This window comes from Halopseudomonas salina (assembly GCF_008641105.1).
The window spans coordinates 127,782-148,233 of record NZ_VTTI01000009.1; the positions used below are offsets into that span (position 1 = coordinate 127,782).

The window sequence follows — 20,452 nt, forward strand, 5'->3', positions numbered from 1 at the left end:
CGTTCCGGACGCTACCATTCACGCTGCATGTTGCGCGTGGAAATCTGCTCATTGAGTGTCCAGTAGTCGTACAGCACACCCAACAAAAACAGCCCGCCGGTGAAAAAATACAGTATGGCAGTGATCCATTTGCCCATGTAGAGGCGGTGGGCGCCGAAAATACCCAGAAATGTCAGCAGCACCCAGGTCAGATTGAAATTCACCGGGCCACTGCGGAAGCGTCGGTCAGCGCTGCGGTCCATTGAGGGGATCAGGAATAGATCGACAATCCAGCCGATCAGAAAGAAGCCGAGGGTAAAGAACCAGATGGTGCCGGTAATGGGCCTGCCATAGTAGAAGCGGTGTGCTCCCATGAAACCGAAGATCCATAGAAGGTAGCCGATAGTCTTGCTGTGCGTGTCTGAATAGGCCATCAGGGCCGACCTCTAATCGAATGGGTGACTGTGCGATACTGTGAATGAGGGTAGACCATAAATGATTATCGGGGCATATGCATGGCGACTGCCGAAACTGTGAACTGGATCAAAAAAGCTCAGGACAGGATTACACGCCTGGGCAGCCACACTGTGCGGGTCGGTGTTACCGGTCTGAGTGGTGCGGGCAAGACCACCTTCATCACCAGCCTGATCAATCAGCTGGAAAATCATCAGCGCGGTCTGCTGGCCAGGCGCGCGCCTTTTGATCGGCTGACCTCCGTACGCTGGCAACGCGAAGGGGTGACACGGCCGTTCCCCTATCTCGAAGCGCTTGGCGCGTTGGCATCCAGCCCTGCGCAATGGCCTTCCTCCACGGCAGATCTCGCGCGGGTCGTGATTGATCTGCAGTTCCGGCCCGAGGGCTTGCTGAAATCCCTGCAGGGTAATCGTTCGCTACGTATCGAGCTCCTGGATTATCCCGGCGAGTGGCTGCTCGATCTGCCGTTGCTGGGGCTCGAATATGGACAGTGGTGCGAGCAGATGCAGGCGTTGCTTGACAGCGAACCTCGGCAATCACTAGCGGGCGATTTGCGCGACAGGCTGAGAAATATCGATCCGGCCGCAGTGCATGATCCGGCTCTGCTGAGCCAACTGACAGCTGACTGGACGGCATTCATGCTCCGTTGCCGTACTGAGGGTGGCCTGTCGCGTAATCAACCGGGACGATTCCTGTTGCCGGGTAGCGGCATTGCCGCAGATATGCTGATGTTCGTGCCCCTGCTGAGTGCCAACCGTTACAGCGAGGGTCCCGCCGGGAGTTGGTGGGCGCAATGCAAGGAGCGTTTCAACTACTACCGGGACTTTGTCGTAAAAGGATTTTACGATGCGCATTTCAGGCAGCTCGACAGGCAAATTCTCCTGGTAGACATGCTGACACCCATGCAGGCAGGACAAGCGGCACTGGCGGATTTGAAGCTGGCACTCGAAGAGGTCATGGGCAGTTTCCGTTATGGACGCAATTCGCTGTTGCAGCGCCTGTTCAGTCCAAGCATAAGCCGCATGGCTATCTGCTCCACCAAGGTGGACCAGGTTGCTCCGGCCCAGCAGCGGTCACTGCAACAATGCCTGGAAGACCTGGTAACCGATAGTATTTCTGAAGTGCGACACGGGGGTGTAGAGGTGCAGGGCTTCCCCCTGGCGGCCATCAGGGCTGCGGATCAGGAAGGTGAAACGATGATTGGAGGGCTGGTTGGCCAGACCGCGTTCATTCGCTATCAACCCGTTACGGTGCCTTCGCACCTGCCGCTGGATCTGAAGTTTGCGGGCCCCAGTCTCTTGCATCTTCGGCCGCCTTCGGGCCTGCACCGGAATGAACCCTTCCCGCATTTTCGCATGGATGAGCTGGCCGGGTGGATTCTGGAGGGTCGCCAGCCATGAAGACCGATCGAGAGAAACAGCAGGACGGGCCGCGAATTCTCGAGACATGGGAGCCGGCACCGCAGCAATCTCAACAGGATGCGCGGGTATTGGAAGAGGTTGAATATCACTCCCGTTCAACCGGAACGCCGGTGCCTATGCCTACCGGCATTCACAATGCGCCGCCATTGAGTCCGTGGCCGCGGCGTCTGGGTTTGATGCTGCTATCGGTGGCGCTCGGAGGCGCGGTGGTGGAATGGACCCAATGGTCTCTTTCAGCCTGGTCTTGGAACCCGCTGGCCGGCGCCCTGGTCGGCGGCGTGGGAGTGGTGCTTGCAGGCACCGGATTGCTCGGCTGGAATGCCGTGCGTCGTCAGCGTCAGAGACTGAGCGCCCTGGAGCAGCTGCGCAAGGAGATGCGTGCGGCCTTGAAGGCTCCGGAAGAACGCCTGGCACTGGACTGGCTTGACCGTTTGCAGGCGCTACATGCCAATACGCCACTAGCGGAATCAATGAATAGCGTTTGCGCCGATCTTGATCAGTCTTATACCGCAGAGGAGATCAGCCGTAGGCTGAACGCGCAGTTCTATCAACCTCTGGATGTTCTTGCTCGCAAGCTGATCCGTAACGAGTCGGTAGGAACCGGGATGCTGGTGGCCACCAGTCCCTGGGTATCGGTTGACCTGGTACTGGTGATCTGGCGCAATATCCGAATGATGCAACGGGTTGCTATTTGTTATGGGCTGCCCATAAGCCAGCTTGGCAAGTGGCGTCTGGCACGGCACGTGCTGCGCAATATCGCCCTTGCCGGTGGTAGCGAGATGGCCATTGGGGCACTCAGCGACAGCGTACTTTCCGGCTTGATGGAAAAGCTCGCTGCACGGGTGGGGCAGGGCATCGGTATAGGTCTTTACAGTTCGCGCCTGGGTCACTTCACGCTGGACCTGTGCCGCGCAGTGCCCTTGCCCGACAAGAGCGGACTGGTCGAAGATAACCGCGGTATTATTCAAGGCATCAGGGAAAGGCTGGGACGCACAACGGATGACAGCATATAAATCACGCACGCGATGGTTGTTCGAGCGCTGGTTGAAACAACGCACAACGGAGTTAGGCAACCGCTGGGAAAAGCTGAAAACCCAATTGCTGCCGGCTGATTGGCCGGCACGCTGCGAGCGCGTCAAGCGGGTACCTGAGGGTGATTATGGGCACTGGCAGCCACGGCCCGGTTCGAGCAGCGCCGAACTGGTATTGCTGCTGGCTTCGGTGCCTCTGTATCAGCGGCGCTGGCTAGCCACCTTGCTGGACTCGCCCGCCGCAGGTGCGCGATCGCTGGTGGAGGCGCTGGAGCGTTTGCAACTGGATTGGCGCAGTCAGATCGATCCGCTGCACAGTCATCGGGAATACGCCAGACAGTTGGCGATTCTTGCTGCCCAGCTTGATTTGCCACCGGTTGCGGAGTCGGCATACCTGGAAAATGAACAGCAAATCCACGCTGCCGTGGACGAATTGCTCTTTACTTCCCTGCCCATGCGCCTGCGGGCCGAGCTGCTTAGCCGGTACTCCCCGGGCAACGGTCATTATATTGCCTGGTGGCATCAGCGTTTGCTCGCTCGTGCCGGTGAGCCAGAGCATGAACTCGAAGGTATTGGTGCCGACGACTGGCCGGAGATGCCTCCCGCCTGGCTGGCTATAGGCTGGCTCTGTGGGCTGCGGTTGTTTGCAGAAAACGCCGAATAGCCGCCATCTTATGTGGGTATCCATAGCTGCGCATTCCCTTTTGCTATGATCGCGGATTGCCCTTTGCGGCCTGGCGCACATGCCCTAACATGCCGGGTTTCTTGATTACAGGAATGAAACAATGACATTTGCAGAATTGCTTGCTGCGCTCGCCAGATCGCCGGAGCAGGAAGTGACTATTCCGGCAAGCTGGGCCCAGGGGCGGGCGGCTTACGGTGGCCTTGTAGCGGCTCTCGTATATCAGGGAATGCGGGCTGCTTTGTCTGAAGACCGACCGGTACGATCCTTGGCTATTACCTTTGTGGGGCCAGTTGCGCCCGGGGAGGTCATGCAGGTCGAGGCTCAGGTATTGCGCGAAGGCAAGGCGGTCACACAAATGCTGGGCATGGCGCGACAGAACGGCCAGATAATGTGTATCGTCCAGGGTAGTTTCGGGGCTTCACGTGAGTCGCAAGTCTCCCTTGCAAGCGAGCCGGCTCCCACAGTAAAAGCGGTCAACGACTGCGTAGAAATGCCCTATATCGAGGGGGTCACTCCGGTTTTTCTGCGCCACTTTGCGGTGCGCTGGGCCTTGGGTGACCTGCCTTTCACGAATAGCAAAAAACGCGAAATGGGTGGCTGGATGCGTTTTCGCGAAGACGAAGGCGCCGTACACGAGGCGCATATTCTCGGGCTTGTGGACGTATGGCCTCCAGCCGTACTGCCGCATCTAAAGCGGTTTGCCCCGGCGAGTTCACTGACCTGGACAATCGAGTTCGTGCAGCCCCAACCGGATCAGGGTAATACTGACTGGCTTCTGTACAGGGCCAACATCGATCATGCACGTGACGGTTACGGGCATGCTTCGGCCATGGTGTGGCGGGAAGACGGTACGCTGGTCGCTATTAGTCGGCAGACGGTCACGGTTTTTGGTTAGATTGCTTCGAGCCATTTGCTGGGGGTAGGCGGCCGTCGCTGAACAACTAGGGATGATATGCAGCCAATGGCGAAAACAAGGAATCTTCTCAAGCCCCTGGCAACGCTGGTAGCTGGTTTGCTGGTAGCTGCGTTGACCGCCGTGCTTGCCTTCAATACGCAATGGCGTGGTCAGTTTGATCTGTTCATGTTGTTATTGGCGATCGCCGTAGCCGTCATGGCGATTGCCTGGTATCTGCAGCGCCTGCACACGCTCGAGCTGGAGCGCAACGCTTCGACCACACTTGAGCGTAACCGGGAGGTCATGTCGGCCATCACTGATGCCGTGTTCCGGGCTGATTACTCTGGTCGGCTGGTTTACGTCAATCAGGCCTGGGCGCAGATTGCCGGCAACATGCCCCGTTCCATCCTCGGCTCTTCAATCCTGCATTTCCTGCATGCAGAGGATCAACCGCTACTGGACAATTATCTGCGACGCGTGCGTGAGGGTCATTCGGACACCCTGCGTATCAATCTCAGGCTGCGTCGCGAGGATGGACGTTACCACTGGTGCCGACTTACGGCACGACCCTATTCCACGGTCGAAAGTGGCGAAGTGGTGATCGGTACGCTCAACGATATTCAGCAGCAGCAAGAGCAGATGCGCATACAGTCTGCTCGGATGAGTGTGCTGGACGGGCTGTTGGGGGACGCAGGGATTCAGGACCTGGCCAACCGTCTGGTTCTTGAATGGGAGGCTCTCCAAACCGGCCAGCGCGCATCTATCGTACTGAAAAACGAGATCGGTGGCGCCTTGCAGGTTCTGGCAGCGCCCAATAGCGCTCATGAGCTTATTATTCCCCGCGAGGCGGCTGCCCCCGTTGATCTGAGCTACACGGGGCTGGCTGGTCTGTATCGTGACACCCCGGTATTTATTGATGACATTTCCACAGACCCACGTTGGGCAAAAATGCGCACGCAGGCGAATCAATGCAGTGTTGCAGCCTGCTGGGTTGTCCCTTTTACCGGGGCCGACGGAGCCGTTCTGGGCTGGTTCATCATTCATCTTGATCAAACCGGTAATCCCAATGCAGGGGACCTGCAGCTGCTCGATGAGTTTGCACGGCTCGCTGCCCTGGTGGTACAGAAGTCCCGACTGGCTGACGAGCGGGAAGCGAGCGAGAAACGCTTTGCGGCCATATACGAGCATGCGGCGGTAGGTGTGTTGCTGGTTTCACCCTCGGGTGAGTTTATCAGCGCCAATCCGAGTTACTACGAAAGGTCAGGCTATAGTGAGGAAGACCTCAGGGAATTGACCCCCAACGGTACGCTCTATCGTGAAGACCGGCCGATGATCGAAACCATGTTGCGCGAACTGCGTTATGGAACCTCGAGCAAGTTTACTGTTGAAGCCCGCTATGTTCGCCGCGATGGTGAGCTGGCCTGGATCAATCTGATGGTGACGCTGGTGCGTGACACCGAGGGCGCAGCACAGTATTACGTGATGATTGTGGAAGACATTACCGATCGCAAACGGCATGAGCAGGCCCTCAAGGAAGCCGCCGCCATGTTCGAAAGTAGTCGTGAGGGCATGATGGTGCTCAATGAGCACTTCCGGATCATCAATCATAATCCCGCCTTCAGCATTATTACCGGCCTGGCCGTCGGACGTGCGGTGGGCAAGCGCCCCCTGGTGCGCAGCCGCCTGCTCGATCCCTGGGCTCTGGGACGCAGGGTGCTTCGTGAGCTGCGCACCGAAGGTTACTGGCAGGGAGAGGTGATTATTGATCGGCCGGACGAGTACAACGTTCCTCTGTGGGTAAACGTAACAGCCGTCAGTGATGAGGGCGGTCGAATTAACCGATACATGGTTATGTTCAGTGATCTCAGCGGCTTGCGGCGTAGCCAGGAGCAGCTGCAATACATATCGCATTTTGACAGCCTCACGGGGCTGGCAAACCGCAACCGGGCCATGTTGCGTCTTGAGCAGGGGCTGGTTCAGGCTATACACGATGACGCCAACATCGCTGTGCTGTTCATCGATCTGGACCGCTTCAAGGCGATCAACGATAGCCTTGGACACTCAGTAGGTGACGAGGTACTCCGCCAGGCCGCCGAGCGCCTGAGCACCTGTTGCCCCCAGGAAGCTACCCTGGCCAGGCTTGGCGGGGATGAGTTTCTGGTCATTGCTCCCGGCTTGTCTGCCGCAGCTGTTCGGCACGTAGGAGAGCAGGTCTGTGACGTCATGCGCTCACCGATCGTGCTTGCTGACGGCAGGGAGATATACATTGGTGCAAGTGTCGGGTTTGCCTGCTATCCCGACGATGGCCAGGTCGCAGCGGATCTCGTCCGTCACGCTGATGCGGCGATGGATACCGCAAAGAGCAGCGGGCGCGATCAGGTCTGTGGCTATGATCGAGCCATGACCGAAGAAGCCAGCGCCCGATTCGAGATGGAGCGAGGCCTGCGCAAGGCACTGGAGAATGCTGAGCTGGAGTTGCACTACCAGCCAATAATTCGGGTCAGTAACGGGCGCGCCATTGGCGTGGAGGCATTGGTACGCTGGCGACATCCGGAGCGTGGTCTTATACCGCCGGACCGTTTTATCCCTCTTGCCGAGCACAGCGGCCTGATTGTGCAGGTTGGGCACTGGGTTCTGAATGAGGCGTGCCGGCAGATGGCGCAGTGGGAGCTTGAGGGGGTTGCCCCCGAGCGTGTGGCGGTCAATCTGTCGCCTCGTCAGTTTGTACACCTGGATGTGGTGGAACTGGTCCGCTCAGCTCTTCAAAAAAGCGGGCTTAGCGCCTCGAAGCTGGAGCTGGAAATCACCGAAAGTGCATTGATGACCAGCGCCCATCAGGGAGAGCAAACACTGCATCAGTTGAAGGGGCTCGGGGTAGGTCTGGTAATTGACGACTTCGGCACAGGCTATTCTTCGCTCGCTTATCTGCGCCGTTTCCCGCTGGATAAGCTGAAGATTGACAAGAGTTTTCTTGCTGGCGTGCCTGAGCGGGCCGAGGATAACCAGCTGGTTACAACCATCCTGGATCTGGCGGCCAATATGCGCCTGAATGTAGTCGCAGAGGGTGTGGAAACTGATGCGCAGTGGCGCTTTTTGAAGGAGCGCCACTGCGGAGCCTGCCAGGGTTACCTGTTCTCTCCGGCCCTGCCGGCAGCAGAGCTGGTGGCGTGGCTCAGGGAGCAGTAAAAGGCAAATAGCATCAGGGTTTACGTGCCACAAGCGTGGCACGTAAAGGAGCGGGGTGACCCTCAATAGTCAACCGGGGATCCAGCGGGTCAAGGAAATCAGACAGTGACTGAAACCGCATCCACTCGGTGCTGCGCTGTTCAGCAGTCGAAGTCACGTTAAGATCGATGCAGCGTACATCCGTGAATCCGCTGCGGCGCAGCAACTTTTCCAGCATCGCGACCGAGGGCAAGAACCAGACATTCCGCATTTGCGCGTAGCGGTCCTCAGGCAGCAGGCAGGTGTCTGTATCGCCCTCAACTACCAGGGTTTCCAACACCAGCTCACCACCGGGTCGCAGGCAGCCCTTGAGTTGCAGCAGATGATCTACTGGCGAGCGACGGTGGTATAACACGCCCATCGAAAATACCGTATCGAATCCGCCAGCGGGTTCAGGCAAATCCTCCAGTGTGAAGGGCAATTGCCAGACCGGGGCATCTGGAATGTATTTCTTCACTGAACTGAATTGATTTATAAACAATAGGTTGGGGTCGATACCTATCACCGTTGCTGCACCGCAGCCCCACATGCGCCACATGTGGTAACCGTTGCCGCAGCCTACGTCGAGAACCTTTCTGCCCCTCAGGTCCACGTGAGGGATGACGCGCTGCCATTTCCAGTCCGAGCGCCATTCACAGTCCACCACGAGACCAAATATCTCGAACGGCCCCTTGCGCCAGGGTTGCAAGCCACGCAAGGCGCTTTCCAATTGCTCGCGATCTCCAGTCGCGAGGTCCTGGGCTGAGCCTATCCGCACCGCGTCGCTTACCTCGAAGGAAGATGGGCACGCTGCCGGTAACTGGGCTACGGCGTTTTCCCAGCGCTCCATGTCGCCGTGATTCACATCACGGAGTCGTAGATCAAGAGCCTCGGGAAGGCTGGACAACCAGTGCGCCAGGCTGCTCTGGGACAGATGCTCATATAAAGTCGTGTAATCGATCACTTGTGGGCCATCATCGAGCAGAAATTCAGTGATTGAAACCAGCTATGGCTATGGCTGAAGCCGGCCTTGAAAAGGCGGTCCTGATGAGCTTCAAGCGTGTCAGGTAGCATCACTTTTTCAATGGCACTGCGTTTCTGGGCAATTTCCAGTTCGCTATAGCCGTTCGCCCGTTTGAAAACATAATGCATGGTCTCCAGGTTTTGCTGTGTTCTGGGGTCTGCGAAGGCGAGTTTTTCCGAGAGAATCAGCAACCCGCCGGGCAGTAGCGCGCGATGGATATCTGTCAGAAGCTGGAGACGTTGGGGCGGTGGGATGAACTGCAGGGTAAAGTTGAGCACAACTACCGAACAGGGCTGCAACGCGAGTCGGGTAATATCAGCCTCCATGACCTCTACCGGGGTCAATTCCTCAACCATGGCGTTCTGAGCAAACAAGTATTCCCGACAGCGGCTGATCATGGGTGCGGAGTTGTCTACCGCCATGATCCGGCATCCAGATGCGCGAACGTGACGGCGCATTGACTGTGTCGCTGCCCCTAGCGAGCAACCAAGATCGTAAATGAGGCTATCAGGCCTGGCATATTGCCCGGCAATGAGGCCAATGGTTTCGACGATCGTTGGATAACCCGGCACTGATCTTTTTATCATGTCGGGGAACACACGAACGACTTCGTCGTCAAAAGCGAAGTCGCCGATCTGCGCGCGCGGCTGCGCGAAAAGCTTGTCTGTCTCGGTCATTGCCTGTTTCCAGCCTGGCAGAAAAGCAGGCATATTACCGGAAGTAGCCGCACTTGACAGGATGTGACCCTGACTGCTTCACTGCCGTATCTGGTGGCAACCTGCCATGTTCCGTGTGGAGAGTCCTGGGTCAGAGCCTGCCATGGGAATGGCGCTCTTGTTTAATTGCGCAGCCTATGCGGTTTTTTTGACATTTCGGTCCGTTTTACTGTTCGTTTACGTCTCGAGCAGTGGCATACTGTCGAACATTGGGCTGCAGCACGAAAACTATTGACGCTCCCCAAAGGGAATGCGACGGATAGCGCAAGTGGTAGTGTCGACGCCACTTACAGGAAAAGAGGAAAGGGTATGGCAGTCAAACGCCAAGTGATAGTTGGAGTTGCCTCATTGGCCGCTCTATATGTGGGTGTTAGTAATGCGCTGGGTCTTGGGGAAATGCGGCTGGATTCTTCATTGAATCAACCCTTGAGTGCCACGATTCAGTTGCAGGATGCGCAGGGTCTTTCTGCCTCCGATATCATCGTTTCACTGGCCGCACCTGATGCTTTCGACAGGGCTGGCATCGACAGACCGTTTTTTCTGACCGATCTGCGTTTCGTGCCCGTCGTCGAGAACAACCGGTTGCTTATCCGCGTTGAATCCACGCGGCCGGTGCGCGAGCCCTACCTGAACTTTCTGGTAGAACTGCGTCGCCCCGGCGGTCGGATGCTTCGAGAGTACACTGTGCTGCTCGACCCACCCTTGTATGACCCTCAGGCAGCCAGCATCGCTGCCCCTGTTGCACCGCGAACCCAGCCACCTGTCGTCAGTGCACCTGCTCCCGCGAGTGCTCCTGTGGCACGCCAGGCTGATCAGGCGGTAGCTCAGCCAGCCAGTCAGCCAGCCAGTACGGCACTTCAGTCGCTACCTGACCTGCAACCGCAATCGGGAGCCCGGCAATATACAACCGTCGCCGGGGACAGTTTGTGGGATATCGCGGTCAATCAGCGCCCTGATAGCTCGGTCCCAATCCGGGTAAGTATGTCGGCCATCCACGCTCTCAATCCTGAAGCCTTCATCGGTGGCGATATTGACAAGCTGCGTCAGGGACACACCCTGATCATGCCGACTACAGAGCAGCTTGTGACTGCAGGTGCACCCCAGGAGTTGCTTGCCGGCCGGGATGCGACGCAGGAATCTGTTGCAGAAGCACCAGCCGCACCCTCTGCCGTTGAAGAGCCTGTAGCACCGGTTGCACGTCCTGAAGAGGATGCGAGCGAGTTGGCTGAAGTGCTACCAGCCGAGGAGGCAGAGCCAGCTACAGACCCCGTGGCAGATGCCTCTGAAGTGGCTCCCTCTGCTGAGACTCAATCTGATGCAGCGGTCATTGCAGATACGCTACCTGCTGAAGATTCCGATAGCGCAGAAGTGCGCCTGCGAATCGAGGAGACTACCCTTGAGGCAGTTGATGCAGACTCCGCCGCTCTATTGGGTAGATTGAACGCGCTGGAAAGCCGATTCAACGTTTTGCTCAGCGAGCTTGACGCTCGAGATGCACAGATTGCCAGCCTGCAGGCAGAGCTGGAAGTGTTGCGCGCAGCCAAGGCAGCGGAAGCTGAAATGGATGGCGATCTTGCCGGCACGGCAGGGGCGGGATCTATCGGTTCCGGTGACGCTGGCTCTGGGCCTTCCGCCGCAGGTGGCAGTGATGATCCGACCGCGGGCGCAGTAGCCGCCAATGTATTGCCGGGTGAAGAGCCCGAGGCAACCGCGAGCTCTACTTCCTGGCTCAGTTGGTTGACTCTGCCTCTGGTTTTCATTGCTTTCCTGCTGGGCTGGCTACTATCACGTCGTCGTCATCAGGAAGAGGAGCCAGCTGAAGTCGCCCGGCCAGTGGTAAATGAGCCCCATGGCGGCTTTTCCTCGAACATCACTACTGTGCCTGCCATGGTTGCCCGGCCCGTCGCACAGCCGGCTGCCAAGCCGGTAGTGGATCCCCTGGATGGCGTAGAGCTCTATGTTACCTATGGCCGATTCGCTGAAGCGCGCACCATGCTCGACAAGGCAATTGACGAAGAGCCCGAGCGCCTGGATTTGCGCTATAAGCAGTTGCGCGTTCTGGCCGAGCTGGGTGATGGCGCTGCCTTTGCCGAACAGGAAGAGGAAGTGACTGAGCTAGGTGGCGAAGTCGAGCGTATTGACCAGATCAAGGCGCGGTTCCCGCTCATGTTCAACGACAGGGGTGATGTGGTCGAGCAAGTCGATAGTCTCGAACCGTTGTTGGGTGAGGACGAGGAAGAAAATGCAGCATTCCGCACTGGCATCGATGAAGAGCATGACGAATCGAATACCAGTCAACTGAATCTGAATGACTTCACTCTGGACCCTGACTGGGATCTGATTGACGGTCTGAGTCCCGAGCCCATGCGCAAGAGCAGTAATCGTGAGGCAGTCAACGATACTGACAGAACCATTTCGGAAGAAGAGTTCGAAAGCAGCCTGCACAAGTTTCCCCAAGTAGAGGAGCTTGATGCTGATCAGGACAAGCACTTCAGTTCTACAGACGCCGAACACGACAAGCCGGCAGACAAGAAGTAATAGCTGATTTCTGGCTGTCTAGGTAAAAAGGACTCGATGGCAAACCATCGAGTCTTTTTTTTGCTTATGCAAACAGCCTGTTGGCTACGTCGCGGAAGTGGCTGGCGAAATGTATCTGCATACCTTCCTTCAGGTAATCAGGTAGCTCCTCATATTCGCCCCTGTTGTCTTCAGGAAGTATCAGTTCATGAATGGACTGACGCCGCGCGGCAATGACCTTTTCGCGAATACCTCCCACGGGCAGCACCTGTCCGGTCAGCGTTAGCTCCCCAGTCATGGCCATTGACCTGCGGGGTGACTGGTTGCGTGCCAGGGAAAGTAGAGCGCTAGCCAGGGTGACTCCCGCGCTCGGGCCGTCCTTGGGTGTGGCGCCCTCGGGTACATGCAGGTGAACAAAGGCCTTGTCGAAGAACTCTGGGTCGGCCTTATAGCTTTTCAGGTTGGCGCAAATATAGCTGTACGCTATCTCTGCCGATTCGCGCATCACCTCACCCAGTTTGCCAGTGAGTTTGTAACCACGGTTCAGGGTGTGAATGCGGGTGGCTTCTACCGGCAAGGTTGCTCCGCCCATCGACGTCCATGCCAGGCCGGTAACGATCCCCACACCCTTGAGGGTCCTCTCTTTACGAAAAGGCGCAGAGCCGAGCAGTTGTGAGAGATCCTCGGGCTTGATGCTGATTTTTTGTTCCCGGTCTTCTAGGAGCCGCATCACTGATTTGCGTACGACCTTGGCCAACTGTTTATCGAGATTGCGCACGCCAGCTTCTCTGGCATAGCCCTCTATCAGGGTACGAAGAGCCTTGTCGGTGATGCGCAACTGACTTTTCCGCACGCCAGCGCGCTCCAGCTGTCGAGGCCATAGATGGTTTTTCGCAATGGCCAGCTTTTCCTCGCTGATATAACCCGACAGCCTTATGACATCCATGCGGTCAAGCAACGGGCCGGGAATACTGTCGAGAACGTTGGCAGTGCAGACGAACAGCACCTTGGACAGATCCAGACGCAGGTCCAGATAATGATCCAGAAATTGACTGTTCTGCTCGGGGTCAAGGGTTTCCAGTAACGCCGAGGCAGGGTCACCCTGATGACTGGATCCCAGTTTGTCGATTTCGTCCAGCATTATTACCGGGTTCATTACCCCGACATCCTTGAGCGCCTGCACAAATTTACCCGGCATCGCCCCGATATAGGTGCGACGATGCCCCTTGATCTCTGCCTCATCACGCATACCGCCAACACTGAAACGATAAAAGGGACGACCGAGGCTTTCGGCAATGGAGTGACCGATGCTTGTCTTGCCCACGCCCGGGGGTCCCACCAGAAGCATGATCGAGCCTGAAACGGTTCCCTTGAATGCACCCAGGCCAATAAACTCAAGAATGCGTTCCTTCACATCCTTCAATCCGTCATGGTCGCGATCAAGGATTTTCCGAGCGTGTGCAATGTCCAGATTGTCGGCATGGGTGATGCCCCAGGGTATCGAGGTAGCCCAATCCAGATAATTGCGCGTCACCGCGTACTCAGGCGAACCGGTTTCCAGCACTGATAACTTGTTGAGTTCTTCTTCAAGTTTCTTTTCCGTGGCATCTGGGAGAATCTTGTCATTCAGGCGTTCGCGAAACTGCTCGATATCCGCTGTGCGGTCGTCCTTGGACAGACCCAGTTCCTTCTGAATGATCTTGAGTTGCTCCTTGAGAAAGAACTTGCGCTGGCTATCGCTGATGGTGCGATTGACCTCCGCGCTGATCTCTCCCTGCAGCCGGGCAACATCAATTTCTTTCTTGAGCAACACCAGCACCTTTTCCATCCGCCGCAGAACCGGAATGGTTTCCAGAATATCCTGCAATTCGCTCCCCTTGGCGGAAGTCAGTGTGGCGGCAAAGTCGGACAGTGGCGAAGGCTGGTTTGGGCTGAAGCGGTTTAGATAGTTCTTCAACTCCTCGCTGTAAAGGGGGTTGAGCGGTAGCAGCTCCTTGATTGCATTAATCAGCGCCATGGCATAGGCGCGGACTTCATCACGCTCGTCAGTGGGTGCCTTGGGATACTCAACTTCTACCAGATAAGGCGGTTTACGGCTCAACCACTGGGTGATCCGCACTCGGGTGAGGCCCTGTGCAATAAACTGGATCTTGCCGTCTTCCTTTACAGCATGATGTATCTTTACAGCGCACCCGGTCTCCGGGAGATGGCCGAAGTCGAGCTTGCCGTCTGCCGCCAGCGGGCCATCGACGAAGAACAGGGACAATGCGTGGTGGGGGGTGCCTGAGACCCGTTCGATGGTTTCGGCCCAGGGTGCTTCATCCATGACCACCGGCATGACCTGGGCGGGAAAGAAGGGGCGGTTGCTGACGGGCAGAAGGTACAACCTGTCAGGCAGGCGCTGGTCCGGTATCGCCAGTCCCGTGCCAGCGTTTTCGCCACCGGGTTCGTCCCGTTCGATGTAGTCTGAATGCGCATTGTCGTTGTCGGTCATGGAGCCTCTCTGTTTGCTGCAATTGGGGTACGCCGCCTATAGACAAGAAATGGAGTCGAAGGGTTTGTATTTCAATGGTTGCCACATGGCTTGTGGCGGCCTCGGGCAGGGACTACTATAAAAAACCGTATCTACTGGCCAGTTAGCATGATTCGTACCCGGGTTCTCGACCTTCCCACACAGTGCTCGACCCACGCCCATGCCCAGCACCAATTGATCGTGGGACTCAATGGTTGCGCGGATTTCGAGGTGATGGGGCAGGGTGGTGCGGTCAGTCGCCTACATGCCTGTCTGGTGCCGGGGCATGAAGCCCATGCTTTCTCTGGTAGAGGCAGCAACCATATGTTGATCCTCGATCTGCCTACGGACGGCTCCTCTGCAATGGGATTCACCGACGATGGACTGTCACGCCTGTTTGAAAAGCCTCGCTTTATTCGTCTGGACCAGCGCGTACAAGGACTTCTGGACTTCGCAGCCCACGAACTGACGCGCCCAAGCCGCCTTGAAGGGCCTTTGAATTGGCACCTTGGGGGTGTCTTGCTGCATACCTTGCATGATCGACTGTTCTCGCTACCAGCGCAGGTCCGGCAGCCCCACAGCCTGGATCTGTCACGGCTCGATGCCTATATCCGTCAACGCCTGGACCAGCCGGTCAGTGTTGCCGAGATGGCGGCCCAGGTACATATAAGCCCAAGCCACTTCCATACACTGTTCAGAAAGCGGGCAGGGCAGTCACCACACCAGTACCTGCTGGGCGCGCGGGTCGAAGAAGCGGTTCGCTTGATCTGTCACAGCGCCCTGCCGCTCTCTGAGGTAGCCAGTCGTTGTGGGTTTTCCAGTCAGAGCGCTCTTACCCATGCCGTGCGCCAGCGCTGTGGACTGACGCCGGGCAAACTTCGTGTGAATGGCGGCTATTGAAGCTTCGATACCCTGTGTTTCGGAGTTTTTTGCAACAAAATCCCAGGTTTTTGCAAGATTCGGCCAGAGCCGCCTTCTAAAGTGGCCTGAAGGCGTGTGTGTTTGTCCGCTGGCTGGGACAAGTCGCATGAAAACAACAAGCAAGTTCGTCCGCAAGCCATCTATGGGCTAGGGTTATGAGAGGAAGCATTTCTCATCCCGAACGCGTTGGTTCTCAGCGAGAGCAGTCGGGCGGAAAAGGAGCAGAACAGTATGTTCAAGGCTAGTGAGTCCCTACAGGGCACATTTCTCGATAGTAATCCTGATGAGTTTCTCAAGATCCTCAGCGAAAACTATGCAGTCGACGAAGCGGACTATCTGACCGAGCTGGAGAAGCTGGCCGAGCCCGATGATCTGGCTGCGCTCTCGCAACGGGCGACAAAGCTGATTCAGGACGTTCGCAAGCGCGATAACGCCAGCGACAGCATTGACGCTTTGCTTCAGCAATACAGTCTCGATACTCAGGAAGGCATCATGCTCATGTGCCTTGCCGAGGCCTTGTTGCGCGTGCCCGATGATGACACAGCCGATGCGCTGATTCGGGACAAGCTCAATGCCGCCCAGTGGGACAAACACGTTGGTCAGAGCGAGAGTGCCCTGGTTAACGCCGCCGCCTGGGGCTTGGTCATGACGGGCAAGGTCGTCAATCTTGACAAGCGTCAGGACGGCACACCCGGAACCGTCCTGGGCCGTCTGATCAAACGCAGCGGTGAGCCGGTCATTCGTAATGCGATGCTTCAGGCAATGCGCATCATGGGCAAGCAGTTCGTCCTGGGGCGTAACATCAAGGAAGCACTGAAGAATGCCAAAGAGCAACGCGATCGTGGGTATACCTACTCTTTCGATATGCTTGGTGAGGCCGCGCTGACTCGCGCTGACGCCGCCAAGTACCTGGCTGACTACAGCAGCGCGATCGCCGCATTGGCCGAAGACAAGTACAAGGGAAAGAGCCCCAAGCCCACAATCTCGATCAAACTGTCTGCTCTGCATCCTCACTACGAAAGCGCCCGTGAACAGCAGGTGCTCGAGGAGTTGAGTGAAACTGTGCTCGGATTGGTGCGTCAGGCGCGGGCTGGGGGAGTGGGCATTACCATTGATGCGGAAGAGGCGGATCGTCTCGAGCTGTCCCTGAAACTGTTTAAACGCATCTATAACCATACCGACTCCAAGGGCTGGGGTGATTTCGGTATTGTCGTACAGGCCTATAGCAAGCGCGCCCTACCGGTGCTCTGCTGGCTTACTTTGCTGGCAAAAAAGCAAGGCGATCTGATTCCGGTGCGATTGGTAAAGGGCGCCTACTGGGATACCGAAATCAAATTGTGTCAGCAGGCCGGTCTGGAGGGATATCCCGTCTTTACCCGCAAGGAAGGTACGGATGTGTCTTATCTCGCCTGCGCACGCTATCTGCTCAGCGAACAGACCGAAGGCCTGATCTATTCGCAGTTCGCTACCCACAACGCCCATACCGTCACCTGCATTCTTTCCATGGCGGGTGATCGCCGGTTCGAGTTCCAGCGCCTGCATGGCATGGGTGACGCGCTTTACGATACGGTGTTGGAGCAAAACAGCTGCGCAGTACGTATTTACGCCCCTGTGGGCGCGCACAAGGATTTGTTGCCTTACCTGGTACGCCGTCTATTGGAAAATGGTGCGAACTCATCCTTCGTGCACAAGCTGGTCGACAAGAAAGTACCCATTGAATCCTTGATTGAACACCCGCTGACCAGCCTGCGGCGTCACGCCTCGAAAGCCAACAATCGTATTCCGATGCCGGTCGATATCTATGGCAGCGAGCGACGCAATTCACGGGGTATCAATCTGAATATCCTCTCGCACTGGCTACCACTCAAGGCAGAACTGGACAAGCACATGGACGCGCGCTGGACCGGCGCCCCGCTGGTCGAAGGCAAGCGTCTTTCCGGTGATGCGCGAGCCGTGATGTGCCCCTACGAGCTTTCCCATCAGGTGGGTGAAGTCATATGGGCCACGGCCGAGCAGACCCACAACGCCATTGACAGTCTGGCGGCAGCGTTCCCTGCCTGGAACGCCACGCCGGTAGACACGCGTGCCGCAATACTCGAACGTACGGCTGATCTGCTGGAAAAGCACATGCCGGAGTTGATGGCGATCTGTACTCGTGAGGCGGGCAAGAGCCTGCAGGACGGTATTGATGAAGTGCGCGAAGCCGTAGACTTCTGCCGCTATTACGCAGTGCAGGCCCGCCAGCGTTTTGCGCTCATCACTCTTCCCGGACCGACCGGGGAGAGCAACGAGTTGTATTTACAGGGTCGTGGGGTTTTTGCCTGCATCAGTCCGTGGAACTTTCCCCTCGCCATTTTTCTCGGCCAGGTATCGGCAGCCCTGGTGACCGGCAACACCGTAGTTGCCAAGCCTGCAGAGCAGACCAGTCTGCTGGCGGTGCGCTGTGTCGAATTGATGTACGAAGCTGGTCTGCCCGGCAATGTACTGGCTCTGTTACCGGGTGATGGCAAGCAGGTCGGCAGTGTCATCACTTCCGACCCCCGCATTACCGGTGTTGCGTTTACCGGCTCCACTCAGACTGCGCACGTAATCAACCGTGCCCTGGCCGCCCGTGACAGTGCCATCGCGCCCATGGTTGCCGAAACCGGTGGCCAGAACGCCATGTTGGTCGATTCCACCGCGTTGCCCGAGCAGGTGGTCAAGGACGTGGTGCATTCAGCCTTTACGAGTGCGGGCCAGCGTTGCTCGGCACTGCGTGTGCTGTTCATTCAGGAAGATATCGCACCGCGGGTCATGGAGTTGCTCAAAGGCGCCATGGCCGAGCTGCATGTGGGTAACCCGTTCGAGCGTTCGACCGATGTGGGGCCGGTTATTGATGAGGATGCACGCGGAAATCTGCTCAAGCATATCGAGACCCTGAAGGCCCAGGATCGACTGATTGGCGAGACGCCCCTGCCAGCTAGCCTGAATGGTCATTTTGTAACCCCAACGGCTTTCCGGTTGGACAGTATCAGTCAACTGGACAAGGAGCACTTCGGGCCAGTGCTGCACGTGGTCACCTGGCGCAATAACACGCTGGACAAGATGATTGACGAGATTAATGCTACCGGCTTCGGACTGACCCTGGGTATTCACAGCCGAAACGAAGATACGGCGCTGCATATCGATCGTCGGGTACGCATTGGCAACGTCTACATCAATCGCAACCAGATCGGTGCCGTTGTTGGCGTGCAACCCTTTGGCGGAATGGGATTGTCCGGCACGGGTCCGAAAGCCGGAGGGCCGCATTATTTGCTACGCTTTGTCACTGAACGTACGCGCACCATCAACACGACGGCCGTTGGCGGTAACGCCAGCCTGCTGTCGCTGGGCGATGGTGAGCCATGAGCAGCAACGCGTCAGTCTAGGGCTGACGCCGTGGAACAGAGGGAATTGATCAGTACTTCCCCATACCAATAACAGGACAGGGACCGTCCGACTATAAAAGAGAGAAGAACCCATGACTGGTAATATCGGCATTGTGAGTGCGACCTTTGCGGTCTACATCGCGGTGATGTTAGCCCTTGGCTACGTCGCCTATAAACGAACCACCAACCTGTCTGACTACATTTTGGGCGGACGTTCCCTCGGACCTGGCACAGCGGCTCTTTCGGCTGGCGCTTCGGACATGAGTGGCTGGTTGCTGCTGGGGCTGCCCGGTTACGCATTGGCTGCTGGTTATGAAGCCACCTGGATCGCCGCGGGTCTGCTAGCAGGTACCTATCTCAACTGGCTGATCGTTGCCAGGCGCTTGCGAGTCTATTCCCATGCGGTCAATGACTCCTTGACCCTTCCGGCCTACTTCGAGTTCCGTTTTGAAGACAAGAGCCGCGCATTGCGGGTGATTTCGGCAATTTTCATTCTGCTGTTCTTCCTTTTCTACACCAGCTCCGGTCTGGTTGCGGCAGGCAAGCTGTTTGAAAGTACCTTCGGACTGGATTATCAGACAGCGGTCATCGTCGGTACGCTGGTAATCGTATCCTATACGTTCTTTGGCGGCTTTCTGGCTGTCTCCTGGACAGACGTGATACAGGGTCTGTTAATGGCTGCAGCACTGGTGATCGTTCCAATCATGGCACTCAACTCCATGGGTGGCTGGGGTAATGCCCAGGAGGCCATGGCGGCCAGTAATCCCGAACTGTTGACCTTCTTCAACGATGTCGAAGGCAACCCGTTGGGCTTCGTCGCGATCATTTCGCTGCTGGCCTGGGGTCTGGGTTACTTCGGTCAGCCGCATATCCTGGCTCGTTTCAAGGCTATTGGCGATGATGCAGCGCTGCCGACAGCGCGCCGTATCGCCGTACTCTGGACCGCCGTTTGTCTGGTGGCTGCATTGATGGTTGGCTGGGTAGGCATCGGTTATCTGGGCGAAGCCGGTATTGGCGATGCTGAAACCGTATTCCTGGCGTTGATTCAGGCAATGATGCACCCGATCGTTGCGGGCATTCTGTTGGCAGCAGTGCTGGCTGCAATCATGTCCACAGCGGATTCGCAGTTGCTTGTATCGTCCTCTGCGCTCGCCGAGGACTTCTACAAGGCACTGTTCCGTCGTGACGCCACCCAGTCTGAGTTGGTGTGGGTGGGCCGCTTTGCAGTTGTGGGTATTGCGATCCTGGCCTTGATGTTTGCCTTCAACCCAGAGAGCACTGTTCTCAGTCTGGTGTCCTATGCCTGGGCCGGCTTTGGTGCTGCCTTCGGTCCAGCGGTGATTCTGTCACTGTTCTGGAAGCGCATGAACCGCAATGGTGCGCTGGCGGGTATCATCGTTGGTGGTATCACTGTCGTGGTGTACAAGCAGATTGATACTATCGGGTTGTACGAGATCGTGCCCGGCGTGATCCTGGCGACCATCGCCATCGTGGTTGCGACTCTGCTGAGTGCTCCACCGTCCAGCACCATCGAAGCTACCTTCGATGAGGTAGCCAATCGCTACTAGGTACCGAGGCGGGGTGCTGTCCGCCCCGCACTTTCATCATCCAGTAAACCGCTGTCGACCCTGGCAGCGGTTTATTGTGCAACAGTCTTTCCCTCTTT

13 protein-coding genes are annotated in these 20,452 nt (G+C 57.1%); 9 read left to right on the plus strand and 4 right to left on the minus strand.

Annotation, left to right across the window (positions count from 1 at the left end):
• Positions 1–11: 11 nt before the first annotated feature.
• Positions 12–413, minus strand: a complete 402-nt coding sequence (locus FZF01_RS14665) for an NINE protein (RefSeq protein WP_150278964.1) — start codon at positions 411–413, stop codon at positions 12–14.
• Positions 414–494: 81 nt separating this feature from the next.
• Here FZF01_RS14665 and FZF01_RS14670 point away from each other — a divergent pair, with 81 nt between their 5' ends.
• The 5 genes from FZF01_RS14670 to FZF01_RS14690 all read left to right on the plus strand — a co-directional run bounded on the left by FZF01_RS14670 (position 495) and on the right by FZF01_RS14690 (position 7,671).
• Entirely contained in the window at positions 495–1,853 is a 1,359-nt protein-coding gene (locus tag FZF01_RS14670; RefSeq protein WP_150278965.1) for a YcjX family protein, read from the plus strand.
• Entirely contained in the window at positions 1,850–2,887 is a 1,038-nt protein-coding gene (locus FZF01_RS14675; protein ID WP_150278966.1) for a DUF697 domain-containing protein, read from the plus strand. The genes FZF01_RS14670 and FZF01_RS14675 overlap by 4 nt, the downstream gene beginning before the upstream one ends.
• The gene (locus FZF01_RS14680) at positions 2,874–3,569 is read left to right on the plus strand and encodes a hypothetical protein (protein WP_150278967.1); all 696 of its coding nucleotides are present in this window, start codon (positions 2,874–2,876) and stop codon (positions 3,567–3,569) included. The genes FZF01_RS14675 and FZF01_RS14680 overlap by 14 nt, the downstream gene beginning before the upstream one ends.
• Before the next feature lie 121 nt (positions 3,570–3,690).
• The gene (locus FZF01_RS14685; protein ID WP_150278968.1) at positions 3,691–4,485 is read left to right on the plus strand and encodes an acyl-CoA thioesterase; all 795 of its coding nucleotides are present in this window, start codon (positions 3,691–3,693) and stop codon (positions 4,483–4,485) included.
• Positions 4,486–4,551: 66 nt separating this feature from the next.
• On the plus strand, positions 4,552–7,671 hold the full coding sequence (locus FZF01_RS14690) for a bifunctional diguanylate cyclase/phosphodiesterase (RefSeq protein ID WP_188434471.1): 3,120 nt from the start codon (positions 4,552–4,554) through the stop codon (positions 7,669–7,671).
• A gap of 13 nt (positions 7,672–7,684) precedes the next feature.
• Here the strand turns inward: FZF01_RS14690 and cmoB are convergent, their stop codons facing one another.
• Positions 7,685–8,653, minus strand: a complete 969-nt coding sequence (gene cmoB, locus FZF01_RS14695) for a tRNA 5-methoxyuridine(34)/uridine 5-oxyacetic acid(34) synthase CmoB (protein ID WP_150278970.1) — start codon at positions 8,651–8,653, stop codon at positions 7,685–7,687.
• Positions 8,650–9,390, minus strand: coding sequence for a carboxy-S-adenosyl-L-methionine synthase CmoA (gene cmoA, locus FZF01_RS14700; RefSeq protein ID WP_150278971.1), 741 nt, complete (start codon positions 9,388–9,390; stop codon positions 8,650–8,652). The genes cmoB and cmoA overlap by 4 nt, the downstream gene beginning before the upstream one ends.
• Before the next feature lie 348 nt (positions 9,391–9,738).
• Here cmoA and FZF01_RS14705 point away from each other — a divergent pair, with 348 nt between their 5' ends.
• The gene (locus FZF01_RS14705; protein ID WP_150278972.1) at positions 9,739–11,967 is read left to right on the plus strand and encodes a type IV pilus assembly protein FimV; all 2,229 of its coding nucleotides are present in this window, start codon (positions 9,739–9,741) and stop codon (positions 11,965–11,967) included.
• Positions 11,968–12,031: 64 nt separating this feature from the next.
• Here the strand turns inward: FZF01_RS14705 and lon are convergent, their stop codons facing one another.
• Positions 12,032–14,440 (minus strand): endopeptidase La, encoded by a 2,409-nt coding sequence (gene lon, locus FZF01_RS14710; RefSeq protein ID WP_150278973.1) that lies wholly within the window; start codon positions 14,438–14,440, stop codon positions 12,032–12,034.
• 147 nt (positions 14,441–14,587) lie between these two features.
• On the opposite strand from lon, the gene FZF01_RS14715 reads away from it, so the two are divergent.
• The 3 genes from FZF01_RS14715 to putP all read left to right on the plus strand — a co-directional run bounded on the left by FZF01_RS14715 (position 14,588) and on the right by putP (position 20,354).
• Positions 14,588–15,358 (plus strand): AraC family transcriptional regulator, encoded by a 771-nt coding sequence (locus FZF01_RS14715; RefSeq protein ID WP_150278974.1) that lies wholly within the window; start codon positions 14,588–14,590, stop codon positions 15,356–15,358.
• A gap of 252 nt (positions 15,359–15,610) precedes the next feature.
• Positions 15,611–18,766 (plus strand): bifunctional proline dehydrogenase/L-glutamate gamma-semialdehyde dehydrogenase PutA, encoded by a 3,156-nt coding sequence (gene putA, locus FZF01_RS14720; RefSeq protein ID WP_150278975.1) that lies wholly within the window; start codon positions 15,611–15,613, stop codon positions 18,764–18,766.
• 112 nt (positions 18,767–18,878) lie between these two features.
• Positions 18,879–20,354 carry a sodium/proline symporter PutP gene (gene putP / locus FZF01_RS14725; protein WP_150278976.1) on the plus strand — a complete coding sequence of 492 codons (1,476 nt, stop codon included), beginning with the start codon at positions 18,879–18,881 and terminating at the stop codon, positions 20,352–20,354.
• The last annotated feature ends 98 nt before the right edge of the window (positions 20,355–20,452 follow it).